At 38.6% G+C, this 17,995-nt stretch carries 14 protein-coding genes and 1 pseudogene; 2 read left to right on the forward strand and 13 right to left on the reverse strand.

What is annotated here, in order from left to right; all coding sequences use genetic code 11:
- Nucleotides 1-89: 89 nt before the first annotated feature.
- From ACX17N_RS12765 to ACX17N_RS12800, 8 genes and pseudogenes are all read right to left on the reverse strand, one after another.
- On the reverse strand, nucleotides 90-713 hold the full coding sequence (locus ACX17N_RS12765) for a hypothetical protein (protein ID WP_458892954.1): 624 nt from the start codon (nucleotides 711-713) through the stop codon (nucleotides 90-92).
- Between the two features lie 155 nt (nucleotides 714-868).
- Nucleotides 869-1,204, reverse strand: coding sequence for a hypothetical protein (locus ACX17N_RS12770; RefSeq protein ID WP_458892955.1), 336 nt, complete (start codon nucleotides 1,202-1,204; stop codon nucleotides 869-871).
- An 81-nt stretch (nucleotides 1,205-1,285) separates the two neighbouring features.
- Nucleotides 1,286-1,588 (reverse strand): hypothetical protein, encoded by a 303-nt coding sequence (locus tag ACX17N_RS12775; protein ID WP_458893037.1) that lies wholly within the window; start codon nucleotides 1,586-1,588, stop codon nucleotides 1,286-1,288.
- A gap of 12 nt (nucleotides 1,589-1,600) precedes the next feature.
- Nucleotides 1,601-1,882 (reverse strand): annotated as a pseudogene (locus ACX17N_RS12780) (hypothetical protein); the annotation flags it as partial.
- A gap of 835 nt (nucleotides 1,883-2,717) precedes the next feature.
- Nucleotides 2,718-4,127, reverse strand: coding sequence for an antiviral reverse transcriptase Drt2 (gene drt2 / locus ACX17N_RS12785; RefSeq protein WP_458892956.1), 1,410 nt, complete (start codon nucleotides 4,125-4,127; stop codon nucleotides 2,718-2,720).
- 505 nt (nucleotides 4,128-4,632) lie between these two features.
- On the reverse strand, nucleotides 4,633-5,607 hold the full coding sequence (locus ACX17N_RS12790) for a YagK/YfjJ domain-containing protein (protein ID WP_458892957.1): 975 nt from the start codon (nucleotides 5,605-5,607) through the stop codon (nucleotides 4,633-4,635).
- A gap of 402 nt (nucleotides 5,608-6,009) precedes the next feature.
- On the reverse strand, nucleotides 6,010-8,355 hold the full coding sequence (locus ACX17N_RS12795) for a hypothetical protein (RefSeq protein ID WP_458892958.1): 2,346 nt from the start codon (nucleotides 8,353-8,355) through the stop codon (nucleotides 6,010-6,012).
- A gap of 407 nt (nucleotides 8,356-8,762) precedes the next feature.
- Nucleotides 8,763-9,629, reverse strand: a complete 867-nt coding sequence (locus tag ACX17N_RS12800) for a hypothetical protein (RefSeq protein WP_458892959.1) — start codon at nucleotides 9,627-9,629, stop codon at nucleotides 8,763-8,765.
- 132 nt (nucleotides 9,630-9,761) lie between these two features.
- Between ACX17N_RS12800 and ACX17N_RS12805 the strand changes: the two genes are divergently transcribed.
- Nucleotides 9,762-10,037, forward strand: a complete 276-nt coding sequence (locus ACX17N_RS12805) for a pyocin activator PrtN family protein (RefSeq protein WP_458892960.1) — start codon at nucleotides 9,762-9,764, stop codon at nucleotides 10,035-10,037.
- Here ACX17N_RS12805 and ACX17N_RS12810 read toward each other — a convergent pair.
- Nucleotides 10,021-11,163 carry a site-specific integrase gene (locus ACX17N_RS12810; RefSeq protein WP_458892961.1) on the reverse strand — a complete coding sequence of 381 codons (1,143 nt, stop codon included), beginning with the start codon at nucleotides 11,161-11,163 and terminating at the stop codon, nucleotides 10,021-10,023. The two genes, ACX17N_RS12805 and ACX17N_RS12810, sit on opposite strands and share 17 nt — an antisense overlap.
- Before the next feature lie 135 nt (nucleotides 11,164-11,298).
- On the opposite strand from ACX17N_RS12810, the gene dusA reads away from it, so the two are divergent.
- A complete protein-coding gene (dusA, locus tag ACX17N_RS12815; RefSeq protein ID WP_458892962.1) occupies nucleotides 11,299-12,321 on the forward strand; it encodes a tRNA dihydrouridine(20/20a) synthase DusA in 1,023 nt (340 codons plus the stop codon).
- 70 nt (nucleotides 12,322-12,391) lie between these two features.
- Here dusA and ACX17N_RS12820 read toward each other — a convergent pair whose 3' ends face one another.
- From ACX17N_RS12820 to acnA, 4 genes are all read right to left on the reverse strand, one after another.
- On the reverse strand, nucleotides 12,392-13,249 hold the full coding sequence (locus ACX17N_RS12820; RefSeq protein WP_458892963.1) for an acid phosphatase: 858 nt from the start codon (nucleotides 13,247-13,249) through the stop codon (nucleotides 12,392-12,394).
- Nucleotides 13,250-13,408: 159 nt separating this feature from the next.
- A complete protein-coding gene (locus ACX17N_RS12825) occupies nucleotides 13,409-14,185 on the reverse strand; it encodes a tRNA threonylcarbamoyladenosine dehydratase (RefSeq protein ID WP_458892964.1) in 777 nt (258 codons plus the stop codon).
- A gap of 63 nt (nucleotides 14,186-14,248) precedes the next feature.
- Nucleotides 14,249-15,055 carry a hypothetical protein gene (locus ACX17N_RS12830; protein ID WP_458892965.1) on the reverse strand — a complete coding sequence of 269 codons (807 nt, stop codon included), beginning with the start codon at nucleotides 15,053-15,055 and terminating at the stop codon, nucleotides 14,249-14,251.
- 93 nt (nucleotides 15,056-15,148) lie between these two features.
- Nucleotides 15,149-17,905, reverse strand: a complete 2,757-nt coding sequence (acnA, locus tag ACX17N_RS12835; protein ID WP_458892966.1) for an aconitate hydratase AcnA — start codon at nucleotides 17,903-17,905, stop codon at nucleotides 15,149-15,151.
- Nucleotides 17,906-17,995: the final 90 nt, after the last annotated feature.

The following is a 17,995-nucleotide window of genomic DNA, read 5'->3' on the forward strand; positions in this document are numbered from 1 at the left end:
AACGCATTCAGTGTATTGATTCATCTTTATGTTATATAAGTGAAATTTCTTTCAATCCACACAAAAGCCTCAAAGATACAGTCTTGAGCTTATTGTGCGGTCATCACAATTTCTCGACCATCCTTCAGTACCGCAACCACCTCTCGGACATTCCGTGGATCACAATTCAAAAAGAAGCGCATGGTTTTACCATACAGAATTGGGTTGGCACCATCACGATAATCTGCTTTACAGTTGCCTCGGTTCACCACCACTCGATCCAGAGTAATGCTGTCAGAGAGCGAGATTAAATGTAGATAGGCTGTTTCCACCACGTTATTCGGTCCAAAGACCTGATTCTTGATTTCAATGCGGTATTGCATGGTTGCATCGCCTTGGTCAGCGGGTGCTTGTTGTGCTTCCTTCTCCGCTTCCTGTCTGTTCAGTGTTTCCCACTCATCCCAGCCTTTGGCAATGAACTCTCGTATTTCCTCGACAGGCGTCACTTCCAAATTACTTAAGTAAAAGCCTGCTGTAGCTGCTGTTTCTTCACTTGGTGAGTTTTCTAAAGCCTCTAAATCCTGTATTTCTTTCTCGGTCAGTTTTTCAGCTTTGACCGCAGCTTTCGTTTCTTCAGTTTGAGCAACCGCATTCTGTGCATGTGCTGCTTCTGGTTGCTTTTCACAACCCACTGTGAGCACAGCAATGGTTGCCCACATCATGATCTTTTTCATTTTATTTCTTTCCCCCAATTCCCAATAACGCTGACAAGATGGCAAAACAGATGAGCATGAGAAAAAAACTTGGCCCTAACCAAATCAACAAAATGACGATACCGATACACCACAAAATTAAGAACATCATCTATCTCTCAAGCTGTTGTATTGAATCAATACTGAATATTGGAACCATCAAATAGCGCTGAACCTTGAATGGACAATCGGCCTGCCTCATCTTGGATTAGTACCGCTTTCTCTTTCACCTCTTGACCCGTTTCGGACTCAAGATCGTAGCTACAGGCAAAGATGGGGCGCTTTTTTTCTTCAGGGAAAACGTAGCCTTCCTGACTACACTCGATATTGGATACCGATTTAACTTTAGGGTTTAAGCTTGCGTATTGGTTGTACAAGCTCTTTATGTCCTCTTCTTTGAATGAACCTTCACCGCATCCCATTAAGAATGCTGGGACAGTCAGACAGACATAGAGCAATTTATTGATTTTCATATGGATTCACTTATTTCTTCTAAAGCGTACTATTTGATAGATTTTTTCCATTCTTTAATTTTTGAATGGCATTGAGTTGTCTTAACGATTCATACATTGTTGGTAATATTTTTCTCTAAACATTTGCTTGGTTGCATCAAAGGTTGCCAACCCACCTCGTTCATATTCAAAGGCATCATGAATGATGGGTCTAAGCTGTTCACGTAGCACTTCATTATTTCCAGCCAGAAAGAATGTCGCATTGGCGATTTGTCCTTGCTTCAAACGTACATCCATGACGGTTTCAGCAACATCAGCTTCTTCTTGACAGGCTTTCTCCTGTTCTGATGTACAGCCTGTCAGTAAAGCAATTGCGACGATCAGTAATAATTTATTATTGAGCATGTTCTGTTCCCACCCTCTGCATTTACCAACGGAATAGCCTCTGGCAAAATCCAGACGTCGCACATCGTCTTCACTGGTCACAGGCACAGTAAAGAATGGCTTACCGTATTGTTCACGGATGGTGTCATAACGACAGCCACAAGATTCTTCACTGCTTACAGCGGTTTTAATGGCTGAGTTTGGATACATACACTGTTCAATATAAGCTTTACGGTCTTTGGCATCCGTAGATGAACAGGCAGATAAAACAGGTAAAAGACATACAGCAAGCATGCTGAATGTTTGAATATTCATGAAGTTCCCCTCTAATATTGTTCTGTATTGAAATCAAAATTTAAGACACGACGACGCATGCTCCCTAGCGAGGAAGATGTGCAGATATGAATAAAATGAGACGAATAAATCCCATCAACTGCTTAGTGAAAAGTCAGTTGTTTGAAATAGAATTCAGTACAGTAAGGGGAAAAATTGAATGACCATGATGGACTCCTTGTGTAAAAGAAGTTCTACCGAATCACTGTCAATTGATTTTGGTGGCAGAACGAAGGCGGGTTGACAGACTGACACACAAGAATCAGCACGCACAAGGCGTCCCTCCCTCGCCCTACCGCAACGAAGGGGGACGAACGAGTTCGCCACCAAAAAATGACTTTTTTGATGTGCTTGTGTGTAAACGGTCTGTCAAAACCGACTGGCAATGTAGGCCAGCATGCTAAGAATAATAGTGAGGGAGATTGAAGTCAATTCTGATGGTTATGGATACGGCTTATTTTGTATTTCTATATTTATTGAGCTACAAGTACACCTGTTTTTAAATTTAAGCTCTATTTATAACCAATGGTTAAATATGAATAATTATTCAAAATTAAGTAGATCCAAAATTTTAAATATACGATTTTTTGTTTACTGCATTTTTATTTATTTCGACTCAAAAAAGATAAAAAATACGCTGTTCCAACAGTAAAAAATCTTTTCTTTTGTTATCAATTGCTCAATATAAGCAAGTGTTTAAATGTAGCAGCAGCCAACATCCTAAGCTCATATAAAGTTAATTAGTAACTTCTTAGATACACTTGAGCCAACCAAAGATGAACCTATAAGATTAAATTGAAAAGGTTTTTTAATATTATTAATTTTTCTCAGATGCGACCTTTTTAATAAACTTCATATGATTTTTCACCTGTCGCATAATTTTCTTTTCATCCATAACATCAGAAGCTAATTTCACATAACTAATAAATGTTTTTTTGTTAGAGACATGGCTATATTTTTGGTAGATATCTCTTAAGTAAGGCACTGATTTTTTTTCGTTCTTAGATGCACGATGTTTCACAGTATTAAGCTTTGACTTAAGTTTTCTATAGTATCTAGCAATACTGCTATGCCGAATGACTGTTCTTTTTCCATTAAAATTAAAGCCTAAATATTGCAACTCATGGTTCTTTTCAGGATGAAGTAGATTTGTATAATCTAATCCTTCTTTCGTTTCATAAAATTGAATGGCCTCTGTCTTACTTTCATTGATTTTTAAACTATTTCCAGCAGTTACAACTAAAGTGTCTTGAATAGTTTTAACAATGTCTCGATAACAAATTCGACCTGGTAGTATAACTAAAACATCATCACAATATCTTACGTAGTAGCCATTGTTAGAAGCCGTGTATTCAAATATTTGCTGATCAAAATCTATCATATATATATTAGATAATAGAGCAGAAATAGGAGTTCCTTGCGGGATTCCTATCATTTTTCCATTTGAATCGGTATTCGGATTTTTTTTAATAATCCACTCACCAGTGCTATCCTTATTACTTCGGATCTGCTTAAAACTAAAGAAAGAATCATTAGAAGAAAGACCTTTTTTATAAAGAATAGAACTTTTTAATTCACGGAATTCCTGAAGGGTCCAGCCTAATTCGCGAATTACTGTGTCTTTATCAAAAAATGAGTACTTAGTTAAAGAGTTAAGGACTTTTTCTTGATCTAGCCTAAATTTAGATTGTCCTAATACTTTTAACGTATTCTGATATAAGATTTTGTGATCCAAAGTATCAAAGAAACTTGTTAAATCCATACATACAACCGTACACTCCCCTATTTCTTTAATTTTACTGAAAACTGAGTAAGCAAAATCGATATTATTTTTTTCTAGTGATCGATATGCGATTGGAGAGTCGCAAAAACTTTTATTACTAAGATACTCCTCATATTTTTTATTAAACATGTAAGAGTAATAGGTATAAATATATGCATCTCTATTAGAAGCATATCTAATAGGCCGATCCTTATTTTTTCTTTTTTTAACAACTTTTCCTAGTTTACTCTCTTCTAGATAGGTTCTTCTAGTTGATAAATTAAACCCAAGCATTGGTAGAAACCAATGTTTTTCAACTTTATCGGGATTAGAAACTAATTTAAATGCTTCTTTAGGCCCAAGAGCATAATCAAAATGCAATAAACTCTTTGGCTTTTTAACATTCTTAACTAATTTTTCATGTTTCTTTGAATATATTTCGCTGTAATAATCTTCATATTTCATATAGTAAACCCCAGATAGCAAATATCTCGCGCCGATAAAAATCCATCTGGGGGAACGACTTAATCTAAGTTAAAAACCAAAACGCATATAACAACTTAGTATAAACTCAAGGAGTATCTAATGAGACTTAACAATAAAGCTAAACAGCTAAACCAACAACTTCTCTCGAAGATTTACATTGTGCTGAAAGTACTTGATAAAGTACTTGACATCTTAAACATCCAACTCTCCGCAACGTCAGTTCGAAGGCAATGCAATTTTATGTATATTTCCTTTAAAAGACAATATTTAGTAAAAATTTCAACGCTAAAAAAACTTTAAATTAAAAAGAGTGGCTCCCTAATTTAAAAGTCGACCCTGACTTTATGCAACATAAAAATTTATCATTCAAAAATTAAATGTAGACTCAATTAGCACATCTAAATTTTACGGAAGGAGCTGAGCTAGTTTGCCAACTCAGCTCCTTAAAATACTAAAATAGCTTTTTTAGCTAGTAATGTATAAGTCAAGAATTTTGACTTAAGCTATTTTTAATCCCTCTACGCTTGGTATTCTCAAACTCTCCATGCCCAAAAGTTTGCATATCTTTTATGGCTTTCACTCGAAGACGTTGTATGTCCTTTTCAGGCAAGGTTAAGTAATTGATCACCGAGAGTAAACGCTCCCAATCACCCTCTTTATTCCTTGTGACCATCCCTAGACCAATTTCACAGCCTGCCATACGCAACTTATGAATGTACTCCTTACTATGAGGGTTAAAATAGCAACCATGCCCTTGAGTAATCTCTTGCCATTTCTCCCCTATACGCTGCGCATAATAAGAGCCTTTCTGTACTTTCGTACCATCATAAATGAGTAACAGATGGGCATGATACCCACCATTGTTTTCCGTTGATTGTTCCAACGCCCAAGCATACCCATGCAGATCTTGAAAATAGGTATCTTTATTCGATAAACGATTCCGCATCTTTTCAAAGTGCTTGTAGAATTGCTCTATATTAATCTGACCCTTTGAATCATTTTTATACGCAAGATCTACTCTGACTATCAATAACTTAGAGTAATGATGGAAAAGCTTACCAATATAATCTTCTAAGCTCTCTGTGTTGTTTTTTTCTTGTTGAGCAAATTGATACAACTCATCATGGATTCGACGCTTAGAATCTTTAATTTGTTTTTCAAATTCCTTCAACTGTTCTAGTTTAAGCTGAAGCACAAAATCATAATTATCTGCATCAGGGTTACAAAAAGAGTCGTAACGCATTGAATCAATTTCTAGCTTTAATGCCACAAAAACAGCGTTGTAATCACTATAGTGATGATCCACATCATAGATATGTTCAAACTGCTCTAATAGCGCCTTTAATAGGGGTTTAAATGATTCTTCAAAACCTACGACCATAATATTACTAATAAAACTCTCTACTGCGATTAAGATAGCTGGTTCAGAAAGACGATTGAATGAAGGTATTGATGTCATGGTGTCTCCAAAAAGTATTTTTCACCATGTCATCAGTCAGTTGAGTATTTATTTACAAGTACATATGTACTCTTTCCTGAGTACTCTCACAGTCTCCAGCACAGTATTCTCTGTAAATGATCTGTGAGAAGTAGCATCATGAAAGAAAGGTTGTAGCGATTAATTAAATTCTTTTTGTAGTCAGTATCTTATGAATCGAAGAGTTAGGATATCTTAATAATATAAGATACCAACTAAGCAAGCCGTATAGCAAAGCAAGGTTTGCCTATAAAATCCTGCTTAGTGCTATAAGAATAGCCTGTAGATACGATAAATATGTCATAAATCAATCAAGCTAAAGTAACCCCTTACTAAACCATTTTTTCTTTAAGAAAAATGTAATGATGATTCAATCCCCTCAACCTAGGATATTTTTTGTTCTGCTTTAGGTTTATGCCCTGATGTCAGCCTTTTCTCGTTAAGCACCCAACCTTGAATTGGGTAAAATAAACTCTTGTAACAAATGTATGGCAAATATCTTTCAGTAAAAGCTAATCTAGTTAAATTATCTGTAGTCTCAATTTTTAACGACTTAGATGAAAGCTCAATAATTCCATCTAAAATAGCTTTGTGCTCTATAAGGTAATCAATTTCTGCTTTTATAAATGCAAGAGAACCGCTATGGGATGAATCCTCTGAACTTCGATATTTATCATTACGTTTTTCGATAAATTTTTTCAAAAATAAATCTAAGCTTTCACATATATCAAAAGACTGTAATTCTGAGCCATAATTAAAAATCAAGGTTAGATCTGCATACAACATTTTATCTTGCTCAACTTCGAATACCTTTTCATCCAAACGCAGTATATACCCCCTTAACCAACGTAAAGGTTGAGTTGAGCGCCCTACACGAAGGAACTCTGTCAAAATTGCCGATTGCTCTTTTTTGCTAAACTTACCACCATGCAGACAATCAAATTTAAGATGCAATCGATGAACAACCACGTCCTTTTCTAAAAGGTAATCAGCATATTCTGACAACTTTTCAAATGACTTATCTAACCCTTTAAGCTGCTTGTTATAAGTATTCACATTCAGACTTGCCTTAAAACTGTTTAATCTCTCTTCATACTCTTGAATTATTTCAGGACTTATTAGTTGAGAATTCAAATTCAATAATTCCTTCTTATAGAAAAAAAAGAAATTACTAAAATCAGTTAAATTTTGTGAATCAAAGCCAGATGTTGTTCTTTCAAAAAAAGGAAAATCTTCATTTTTTAATTGATTAAAAAGACTAAACCAAATACGCCCTAATCGAGTCAGACTATCACCATAAAATTTAGGTGAGCGGCTTTTATTCGAAATTGCTAGCATTGTCACTATATTGAATAATTTTGGTGGAACCGTTTTCAAAGTTTCGCAAAAAAGCTCTACCAAATAAATTAGACTGCCGCATGGGGTTTTATCCTTATGCCTTATAGGAAGTAAAGCATGAGGTAAATCCATCAAATCAACTTTATGGAGATAATTGTAGGCGATTGGAGAAAGATGCTTGCAATCAAAGCTTTTTTTACTTTTAGAAAGCATTAAAAGTTCATCAAATGTGATCTGTTTTGTTGCATCCTTTTGCTGCGATTTACCATCAGGAATTAAGTCGCTAATAGAACATTTCTTAAATACATAATCATTATTGTCAAGGCCTTCTATGTTCAATCCTATTACTTGGTTTACTGAAAAAAAATAACTGTAAACCCAATACCAACAATTAAAGCGTGATGGGATATTGTTCTTTTTTATTAAACCTACGGCATTGGGATCACGATATTTACTAAGGTAATTATTCCAATTTGTCAGGGAGTAACTCCCAGCAGACAGGCCAACTTGGCTTTTCATTTTCTTATCTAACTGAGACATGATCCCGTCTTCTGAGAAATTTGCATGTCTACAATTAAACATCAATATGCAGTGCAAATTTAAACCAGCTTCTTGCATCGGTTCCAGCTTTAATAAGTAACTTTGTAAATTCTCAATTTGATCAATCAATTGGTATACAGCATTGATTTTATCGTTAAGTGCTTTGAATAAGCTCGCATAACTGTCTGAACAATCATTGGAAGGTGCATATAGCTTAATGTCCAAGCACATGATGAATACTTGCCCATATCGATCTAACGTATCATTAAAATACTGAAAATAATTCTCTTCTTCATCTGATAAAGTAAAGGTTTCTTTAACCGTTTCATCAATTTTTATTTTGGGTTTTAAATCCTTAGATATCGAAAAATAAGCCTGTGCCAAATGTTCCCGAGGAATAGAACTAAAATCCAAAGAGTTGTTAAGACAAAATTTATTTAGTTGAAAAATTTCGTTAAACCTCATGACAACATTTGTCTTTTGATCCAATTTACCTTGAACTTCAGATTCCCCCAAATATTGTACAAATTTTCTAAATGCGGGTATCTCCAATCCATGCCATTCAGGCAATATTCCAGATGTATACTGCAAAGAACCAACATCTTTTAAGAAATTTTCTCTGCTATTGAAGTCCATTTTTTCAAATGCTTTTTTTCCCCATTCATTATCATTCTTAATATTTTCTAGCCATCTATCATAGAGCTGAATGACCTCTATTGACTCTCTGAAAATTAGAAAATTTTGACCTCGACCTTCTTGCTTAATCTCATCATAAGTCGCTCTATACCTCATCCTAAGCAAATTATACATTTCTTCTTTTAAAATTTTAGGTAAATTAGGACTTATTCTCATTGAAACCTTCTATGTACGGTACTTACATAATTTTGATAAAAATGTTATTCAGTACTTTTTATCATAATAATCACAATCTATACATTAAAAATCATGATATTTACAGTTGTTATTCAGAGAATCAAAGAGATCATTAACCCAAAAATTTGAGTACAACTGTTTAATTTTTAAATGTCGCTTGAAGTTTTTTTTAGGGCAAAATCCTCTTAGCCCTGCAAAGTTAAACAGGCTACTGCTAGTGATACTTAAAAAATACAAGATGAGTTCAGTGAGCTTTATGCGGGGAAGTTAGGGTTGCAGAATCTGATAGCTATCTAATAAAGACAGTACTGCAATAAGTGTCGCTCTACCCTGATCTATATGAGGGAATAATTGGGTGTAAAAGTAAAAATATGATTCTCGCTCATTTAACTTTCATTTTTTTTAATTAAAATTTCTTTCAATAAATCGTGATTTTTCCTCAACTCGTGGATAATTGTTTCCTCCATGTAGTCAGTATTGTTATATGGCATATTGTAGCCAAAATTCTTTAATGCAGCAGATGGCTTTTCCGAATTTAGAATGCTTGTTAAATTTTTAATTTCTTCTTGCAATTCTTTTACTTGCTTTACCTTTTTGTCGGATAATACCTTACGATGCTTATGTCCATCGCTTATTACCTCCCTTAATTGTTCTTCTTTTTCCTTAATTAATGCTTTCACCCAGTCAACATCAAATTTTTCAAATTCTTTTATCAATGTAGGAATTATTGAAGTTACAGCCTGATTCAAGCTCTTCCATTTACGCCCATTTAAAGCACATTGCTCACGTAAAACACTGTATAAAATTTCACGCCTAGGCAATAGTTTTTTATCATAACGCGCCCTAACTGCACGAATCGCACTCACTTTTCTTGCTAATCTAATGTTATGACAATAATAGTAAGCCCCCATTGTATCTACATATGCCATTAAAATTTCGGAAAATCGTTGCTTACAAGTTCTTGAAGATAAACTACTTCTTTCACTTTTCAGCAAATCTATTTTTATAAAAAAATCAAATATTTGATTCGGTTTAAATCTAGGGTTATTTGAAAACTGCGGGATTACTGTCACTCTAAGTGGATTCCTTAAGAAATCATTTTGTTGCATTCTCAATATGATTTTATCTCTAGCTGCTGCATATGAAGGATGCGTAATATCCGCCTCAAAATCACAATCATACCAATACTTAAATGTAATAAGCATTTCTTGTTCTAAATCATTTAAATCTGAAATAATGTCCAAATTCATCATTTTTAATCCTTTAAATAACAATATATTAAATAGCATGATACGCTAGTTATTTACTATTCACGCACTGCTCTACTTTTTAAATTCCATTAAATTTACTGTAAGCACATCAACCTAAACAATAGGAATCAATTCATGAATAGTGCTCTACAACTTTCCACATCCGACTACTTATTTATGCGCTATCGCAGCACGACAGTAAAACTAGATGACGTAGTCAAGGATTACTACCCTCATCTCAGTAAAATAAAAATGTTAGAAAAAGCAAGAAATCAGGATTTCCCATTTTCTTGCTTCCGACTAGATAAAAGCCAAAAAGCTCCATACTTTGTTCATATAAAAGATTTAGCTAATGTCCTAGATCAACAGTATAAATATGCTGCTCAAGATCATGTTACTCTTCACCAATGAGGGGTAACACTTCGTCTAACTCTATTGTCTTTTTCCTTTTTTTCACAGATACATATCTTTCCAAACTCCCCCAAGAATCATGTAGACTCACTTGCTGAATTTGAGGAATTGTAAAACCTTGCTCAGCAAGACGGGTACAGCCCTCATGCCTTAAATCATGAAAACGTAAATCATCAATTCCCAAGATTTTACAAGCATTTCTAAATTCACCACCAATCGTTTTAGGACTTAGAGGAATGAGCAAATCCTTATCATATCCTCGATTCAACATACGTTTTCGCGTACTCTTCACTTGTAAAAGTTCAATCATTTTTCGGCAAGGTTCTAAAACATTAAATTCTTTATGATTACCCTTTGAGCCATTCGGATTTTTTAAATCCCGTACTTTCCACACTTCATTATCCTCGTCGTAATCAGCCAATAACATTTCAGTAATTTCTGACTCACGACGACATGAAAATATTGCAAACCACATAATCAAATGCATGGGATAGCTGTAAACAGGCTTTTGCCATTTTCGATAAAAGTATTCTGTCAGTTTTTTTAACTCTGCCGTTGTAGGCAAGCGATCACGCTTGCCGCTTGAAGATATTTGTCGAGTCTTGCGTAATTGTGCCGTTGCTTTATCAAATCCTGCCAAATCAACATTTACATCCCACATGACTGAGGCATGAGACAACACGCCACGAATGTGCAATAACTCATGTTGCAACGTACTTGTCGCTATTGGCTTTAAATCCAATTTGGCATAACCAGCCTTACGCAAAGCGACATGTTCTGAAATATCGGCTGGCTTAATTTTTGTGATAATATATTGCGCTATTGGAAATTTCTGGATGAGGCGAAGACAATAGGTTTTAGTACGACCATACTCATTGCCAACTTCATCAAGATATTTCTCTATGGCGTAGGCTAAAGTGATATTCGTCACATCTGATCTGCCTAACAAAATATCTGGATTTTCTTCGATTTCCTCTTCACGCATTGCAAGCCATTTTTGAGCTAGCCGCATAGAACTAAACGTCTTACTTTCCTTGAAATTTGCAAGCCCTTTACGGCTTATTCTAATTTCAGCTCGAAAGCGTATGGTTCCATCGGCTAATTTACGCTGTGAAATTGTCCCCATGATTTACGCCTTATTGTTTTATTGAGGCTATAATGGCGTAATTTGGCGTAAATATCAAAAATAATAGTGCGAAATAAGGCGTAAAAAATCGAAATAGAATAAAATCAGCAACACTGTAAAGGTATGTTTTTTAATATGATTACTGAAAAAACCATTGATAACACTAAAGAACCTCGCATCAGTGTTGCACCTATGATGGATTGGACCACCAAGGACTATCGTTTTTTTGCGCGCTTGTTTAACCCGAATGTCATTTTATATACCGAGATGGTGACGACAGGTGCCATTTTATTTGGCGATGCGAAACGTCATCTCGACTTTAATCACGAAGAACATCCAATTGTGTTGCAACTGGGCGGATCAAACCCGAAAGACCTTGCGACCTGTAGCCAAATGGCGCAAGACTGGGGTTATGATGAAATCAACTTGAATGTTGGCTGCCCAAGTGACCGCGTACAGAACAATAAAATTGGCGCCTGCTTAATGGCGGAACCTGACTTGGTGGCAGAATGTATTGCTGCAATGCGTAATGCGGTGGACATCCCCGTAACGGTAAAACATCGTATTGGCATTGATGACATGCATTCTTATGAAGAAATGCTGCATTTTGTCGATACCGTAGCAAAAACTGGCTGTAATAACTTTATTGTACATGCCCGCATTGCCTTACTTCAGGGCTTATCACCAAAAGAAAACCGTGAAGTCCCGCCACTGCGCTATGAAGATGTCTACCGCTTAAAACAAGAACGTCAGGAACTACTGATTGAAATTAACGGCGGGATTAAAACCTTCGCAGAAACCCAGCAGCATTTACAGCATGTCGATGGGGTGATGATTGGTCGCGAAGCCTACCACAATCCCTACCTACTGGCAGAACTCGGACAGCTTTGGCAGTTAGATGCGCCTGACCGTTTTGAAATTATGGAGCAAATGCTGCCGTATATTGCTAGACGCATGGCGGAAGGCGCACCACTTTCTATTCTCACCCGTCATATATTAGGTTTATTCCAAAACTTGCCGGGTGCCAGAAAATGGCGTCAGGCTTTAAGTGGTGGCAATGCCAAAACCTTTGCGGATGTGGAAAATGCCATTCAAAACATTAAAGAAGCCATGAAGCGCACTGAAGATTATCTGATCGAACATCAAGTTCAACCTTAATTGCTCTCCTTCAATAAAAAAGCTCAATCCAAGATTGAGCTTTTTGATTATCTAGGATTGGTGTTTTCATTTACATGACTGAACCAATGGTGGTCGACAACGCTTTATTCTCAAATTCACAAGAGGCTGGGTCTGGTACATCACCTTGACGCTGCGCAGCCTGATATTCCTTTTGCGCTTTTTCTAGATCTTTTAAGAACTGCTTTTCGGTATGCAACTGCGCTATGGTCATCGCAGCCATATTTTTGCCTTCGATGATGTCACTTTGCCAGTGTACATTACACACCAAACGACTTTCGGCAAAAGCACGTCCGCGTAAGAAAATATGATTGGTACGCTGCGGTGCAATTTCACTCATAATGAGTGCCCAGCCCCAACCAATGGTTGAATGCCCCGAAGGATAAGAACCATCGGTAGATAACTTCTCTTTATCTTCGCTATAAGTGATGCCGTACTTTTCACGGTCTGCGGCAGAAATTTCACAAATACCCTGACCATTGCGCATAAATGGGCGTGCGCGTTGATATTTATTTTTTGCGGCATAAGATGACAGCCCCAAATCTACTAAAGACAGTTCTAACATTTTATAAATGGTCGGGGTCTTTTCTTTACTAATGTCCACATTGGCAGCACACGAAAAGGCTTTGGCTGCACTAGGAAAATATAAATTACTGTCATAGCCAGCCTGCACCCAACGCTCGGAACCATACAGCATCAAGGCATTTTTATTCACAAATTCATCATTGGCTTGCGTGACTGAACCTGCTACAGGTGGTTTAGGTAAGATTAAAGCACTATCCAGCCTAGATGACTTTAAATAGCCTTGATGGGTTGCACGTAATTCTTTTTCATAGCTGCTGCTTTCTGCATAAGTCAGCGCTGTTGCGAAGCTCAGCAGCAGCATCCCGATCGGTTTTATGATTGTCATAGCCACCTCTGTTCTCTGTTTTTTCTTATGTTATTTTCGTTGTTTATTCAGCTGTAGATGTGAATTACCAGATCATCAACATAGCATAATCGAGGAAGCAAATGTGGCTTGCTTCCCAGTTTGGATTTGTCTCATGCTCGTAGTGCTGCAATGATTCGATTAGCTATTTTTTTTCGCCTGAATGGCTGCTAACTTTTTCAAGACTTCCGCAACAGCAATCATGGCAAAGCTAGAAGTCACCACCACTGCCGAACCGTAGCCACCACAGCGTAAGCCCGCACTTGGACAGACATCGGCACTGGAAAACGGATTATCAATTGAATAGACGCAAGTAATGCCAAATTTGTCTTTCGGCTTTTTACAAATACCTTTAGCACGCAGTTGGGCACGTAATTTGGCCAACATCGGGTCTTGTTCGGTTTTCGACAGGTCTGCCACGCGAATCTTCAATGGGTCAAGTTTACCGCCCGCACCACCCGAAACAATCAGCGGAATTTTATTAAATCGGCAATGCAGCATCAGCGCCAATTTGGCTTTGACATCATCAATACAATCCAGAATTAAATCCGGCGTATTGGCCAGCACGTCCTGCACATTTTCTGGCGTTAAATAGTCATCAATCAGATTAACTTTAATTTTAGGATTAATCGAACGACAACGTTCCGCCATGACTTCAATTTTTTCACAACCTAAGGTGGAGCTCATCGCAGGCAATTGGCGGTTAATATTGGATGCAGCCACCACATCCATATCCACGAGGGTTAACTCGCCCACACCGGTACGCGCCAAAGCTTCAACGGCCCATGAGCCAACCCCACCAATACCGATCACCATCACATGACTGTTTTCATAGGCTTGAAAGGTGCTGTCTCCATAAATTTTGGCTACGCCAGCAAAACGGCGGTCATATTCATCATCTAGGAGCAAATCAGTCATGGAGCAATCAAATCGAAAAAAGTAACCCGCCTATTTTAGCAAACTCAATCACCGAATCGAATCTTAATATGTTGTCCAAGCCTGCGGAATCTTGATCGCCTCTGGATCGTTGCGGGTTAAGCGAAACGATTTTCTCTGATTGATGGCGGGTTGCTGATCGGAAGACGGTGATAAAGTGCGGATATAATGATAATTCAGTCGCCAGATGTAAGGCTGCTGGTAGTCAATATTCAACACCAGTTTTTCTAAATCATGACAATTGCCATTGGACTGTGCATAGTCTTGCTCCGAAAAACAGGCACGAATCATACGAGAGACATAAAACGGGATATTCTGGAAAATCTGTTGGTATTTGCCCTGAGGCTTGAGTTGTACAAAGTCGGCCACCTCTTCACGCATGCCCCCACCCGAGTACATTTCCTCCCAGCGTTGAATCAGGGCAATGCTATAAGTTTGTTCATTCACAGGAAATAAGGCTGGATAAATATGTAATGCTTCAGCTTGTATAAATTTGCCTTGGGCATCCAGTCGATCTTCTGTTGTGCTCGCTCCCTCCACCGTCCAATGCGGGGTTTGACTGAGTGGTTGATAGCCTGAAAAGTCCCAGTGGTTGTGTAATTGATAACCCTGAGTACCGCGCTCCAGTTCAAACATTTGCAATTGTGCGATCACATAGTGATGCTTGCTTTGATTGGGGACTTGATAGAGTTGCCATGTCGCATCAGGTTGACAGGAAATCTTGAGTTGAGCACACAGGCTTTCACGCTGTGCTGCTGTGATTTTTTGTTTTTGTAATATTAGGGTTTGAGGTTTTGCATAACCCCAAGCAGGAAAAAGAAATACACAACCTGCCAATAAAAATTTCAACATAAAAATGATCTTAAAATTTTGTTTTCTAAATGAATCATACCAGAGCCTTAAAAATAAAGACTCTGGTACTTGATGATTGAATAGCGACTTAGGCTAACTCGCAATCAGATGTCGCAGTACATAATGCAAAATCCCACCCGCTTTGAAATATTCCACTTCATTGAGAGTATCAATACGGCACAGCACAGGGAATGAATCCCGCGAACCATCGGTACGAGTCACTTCCACTTCGAAGGTTTGATGTGGCGTCAAATCATCCGACAAACCTAAAATTGAAATACATTCATGTCCTGTCAGATTTAAACTGTGACGATTCTGCTCCGACATAAACTGCAACGGTAGCACGCCCATTCCCACCAAATTTGAACGATGAATCCGCTCAAAACTTTCTGCGATGACCGCTTTAACGCCAAGCAGATTGGTGCCTTTTGCCGCCCAGTCACGTGATGAGCCTGTACCATATTCCTGACCAGCAATAATCACCAACGGGGTATTGGTTGCTTGATACAGCATCGCGGCATCATAAATGGCTAGCTTTTCTCCGGTTGGAATATACAGCGTATTGCCGCCTTCCTCCCCGCCCAACATTTCATTTTTAATCCGAATATTGGCAAAAGTCCCGCGCATCATCACTTCATGATTACCTCGACGTGAACCATAGGAGTTAAAGTCTTTCGGCTCTACCCCATGCTCTTGCAAATAACGTCCCGCAGGGCTGTCCTTTTTAATGTTCCCCGCTGGGGAAATATGGTCGGTGGTCACGGAATCGCCCAGAACAGCCAAAATACGGGCATGTTCAATATTGTGTAGCGATTTTAACGGTTGACCAATCTCGGCAAAAAATGGCGGATGCCGAATATAGGTCGATTGTTCATCCCAGGCATAGGTTTGGCTTTGTGGAATTTGGATCGCCTGCCAATTGGCATCCCCTTCAAACACCGCAGCATATTCTTTATGGAACATCTCGGTATTCACTTTCTGCAAGACTTCATCAATCTCGGCTTGGCTCGGCCAAATGTCTTTTAAATATACCGCTTCGCCATGTATGCCTTGCCCAATCGGTTGCGTAGTTAAATCCAAACGAATATTCCCTGCCAAGCCAAAAGCAATCACCAGTGGTGGTGAAGCCAGCCAATTGGTTTTGACCAGTGGATGTACCCGACCTTCAAAATTACGGTTACCCGATAGAACTGAGGCCACATTTAAATCATAACAATTAATGGCTTCTTCTATGGGTTCTGGCAACGGCCCTGAATTACCAATACAGGTGGTACAGCCATAGCCAACGAGGTTATAGCCCAGTTGATTCAGATAAGGCGTTAAACCCGCCGCATTGAGATAATCGGTGACCACTTTAGAGCCCGGTGCTAAAGAACTTTTCACCCAAGGTTTACGCTGTAGGCCTTTCTCAATGGCTTTTTTGGCCAACAATCCCGCAGCCATCATGACACTAGGGTTTGACGTATTGGTACACGAGGTAATCGCAGAAATCACCACATCCCCATGGACCAATGGATATTGTTTCCCATCTATTTCACAAAAAGCACTTTCATGAGTGATATTGGATTTTTTCGCATCAATGGCTGTGCCTCCGCCGCCTTCATTTTCCAAACGGGCTTTATCTTCTTTTTCAGGTTTTAAACTTAAGGCCATTAAAGCATCGAAGGTTTCAGGCACATCAGCCAGCAAGACCCGATCTTGCGGACGTTTTGGGCCAGCCACACTGGCAGCTACTGTCGACATATCCAAACTTAAGGTATCGGTAAAGACAGGTTCATCGCCTTGATTGCGCCACAGTCCTTGTTCTTTACAATAGGCTTCCACCAAAGCAATACGCTCATCACTACGCCCCGTTAAACGCATATACGCCAAAGTCACGTCATCAATCGGGAAGAAACCGCATGTTGCCCCATATTCAGGGGCCATATTGGCAATCGTAGCGCGATCGGCCAAGGGTAAATCCGCCAAGCCATCACCATAAAATTCAACAAATTTACCGACCACCCCTTTTTGCCGTAGCATTTGGGTAATGGTGAGCACCAAATCGGTTGCAGTAATGCCTTCACATAATTTTCCCGTCAGTTGAAAACCAATCACTTCCGGAATCAACATGGAAATCGGCTGCCCCAACATGGCAGCTTCGGCTTCAATCCCACCGACGCCCCAACCTAAAACCCCTAGACCATTAATCATGGTGGTGTGCGAATCTGTACCGACCAAGGTATCGGGAAAGGCAAACGTCTGGCCATCAGACTCCCCTAACCAGACCGCTTGAGCCAAATACTCCAAATTAACCTGATGACAAATCCCTGTACCTGGCGGTACCACACTAAAATTGTCAAATGCGGACTGTCCCCAGCGTAAAAACTGGTAACGCTCTCCGTTACGCTGCATTTCAATTTCAACGTTTTCTGCAAAAGCCCGCGCATTGGCAAAGTGATCAACCATCACCGAGTGGTCAATGATCAAATCTACAGGCGATAAAGGATTGATCATCTTCGGATCCCGCCCAGCTTGCGCTACTGCAGCACGCATCGCGGCAAGGTCAACCACAGCAGGTACCCCGGTGAAATCCTGCATCAGCACTCGCGCCGGCCGATACTGAATTTCTTGTTCCGAGCTTCGGGTGTGCTGCCATTCGACAATCGCCAAAATATCGGCATACTTGACCGTCACGCCATCTTCAAATCTTAATAAATTTTCTAATAGGACTTTTAATGACTTGGGGAGTCGGGATAGATCGCCCAATTGCTGCTGAGCGCGTGCAAGACTAAAAATTTGATAGGTATTTGAACCGACTGAAAAAGGCTGCAATGCATTAAAACTATTTATCTGACTATACTTTGCCATAGGTGCTTCCTCCGGCTTGCATGGCTATTTTTTATTCCATTCTACTTTTAATAATGTAGGTGAAAATGCAGCATTTAATGTTGTGGATTA

Source organism: Acinetobacter sp. GXMZU3951 (assembly GCF_054457875.1).

Bases quoted from the DNA above. Each gene is read 5' to 3' on its own strand.
- acnA (WP_458892966.1), bottom strand. From the start codon at position 17,905: ATGGCAAAGTATAGTCAGATAAATAGTTTTAATGCATTGCAGCCTTTT.
- ACX17N_RS12820 (WP_458892963.1), bottom strand. From the start codon at position 13,249: ATGACAATCATAAAACCGATCGGGATGCTGCTGCTGAGCTTCGCAACA.
- drt2 (WP_458892956.1), bottom strand. From the start codon at position 4,127: ATGAAATATGAAGATTATTACAGCGAAATATATTCAAAGAAACATGAA.
- dusA (WP_458892962.1), top strand. From the start codon at position 11,299: ATGATTACTGAAAAAACCATTGATAACACTAAAGAACCTCGCATCAGT.
- ACX17N_RS12800 (WP_458892959.1), bottom strand. From the start codon at position 9,629: ATGATGAATTTGGACATTATTTCAGATTTAAATGATTTAGAACAAGAA.
- ACX17N_RS12810 (WP_458892961.1), bottom strand. From the start codon at position 11,163: ATGGGGACAATTTCACAGCGTAAATTAGCCGATGGAACCATACGCTTT.
- ACX17N_RS12775 (WP_458893037.1), bottom strand. From the start codon at position 1,588: ATGCTCAATAATAAATTATTACTGATCGTCGCAATTGCTTTACTGACA.
- ACX17N_RS12825 (WP_458892964.1), bottom strand. From the start codon at position 14,185: ATGACTGATTTGCTCCTAGATGATGAATATGACCGCCGTTTTGCTGGC.
- ACX17N_RS12830 (WP_458892965.1), bottom strand. From the start codon at position 15,055: ATGTTGAAATTTTTATTGGCAGGTTGTGTATTTCTTTTTCCTGCTTGG.
- ACX17N_RS12795 (WP_458892958.1), bottom strand. From the start codon at position 8,355: ATGAGAATAAGTCCTAATTTACCTAAAATTTTAAAAGAAGAAATGTAT.
- ACX17N_RS12765 (WP_458892954.1), bottom strand. From the start codon at position 713: ATGAAAAAGATCATGATGTGGGCAACCATTGCTGTGCTCACAGTGGGT.
- ACX17N_RS12770 (WP_458892955.1), bottom strand. From the start codon at position 1,204: ATGAAAATCAATAAATTGCTCTATGTCTGTCTGACTGTCCCAGCATTC.
- ACX17N_RS12790 (WP_458892957.1), bottom strand. From the start codon at position 5,607: ATGACATCAATACCTTCATTCAATCGTCTTTCTGAACCAGCTATCTTA.
- ACX17N_RS12805 (WP_458892960.1), top strand. From the start codon at position 9,762: ATGAATAGTGCTCTACAACTTTCCACATCCGACTACTTATTTATGCGC.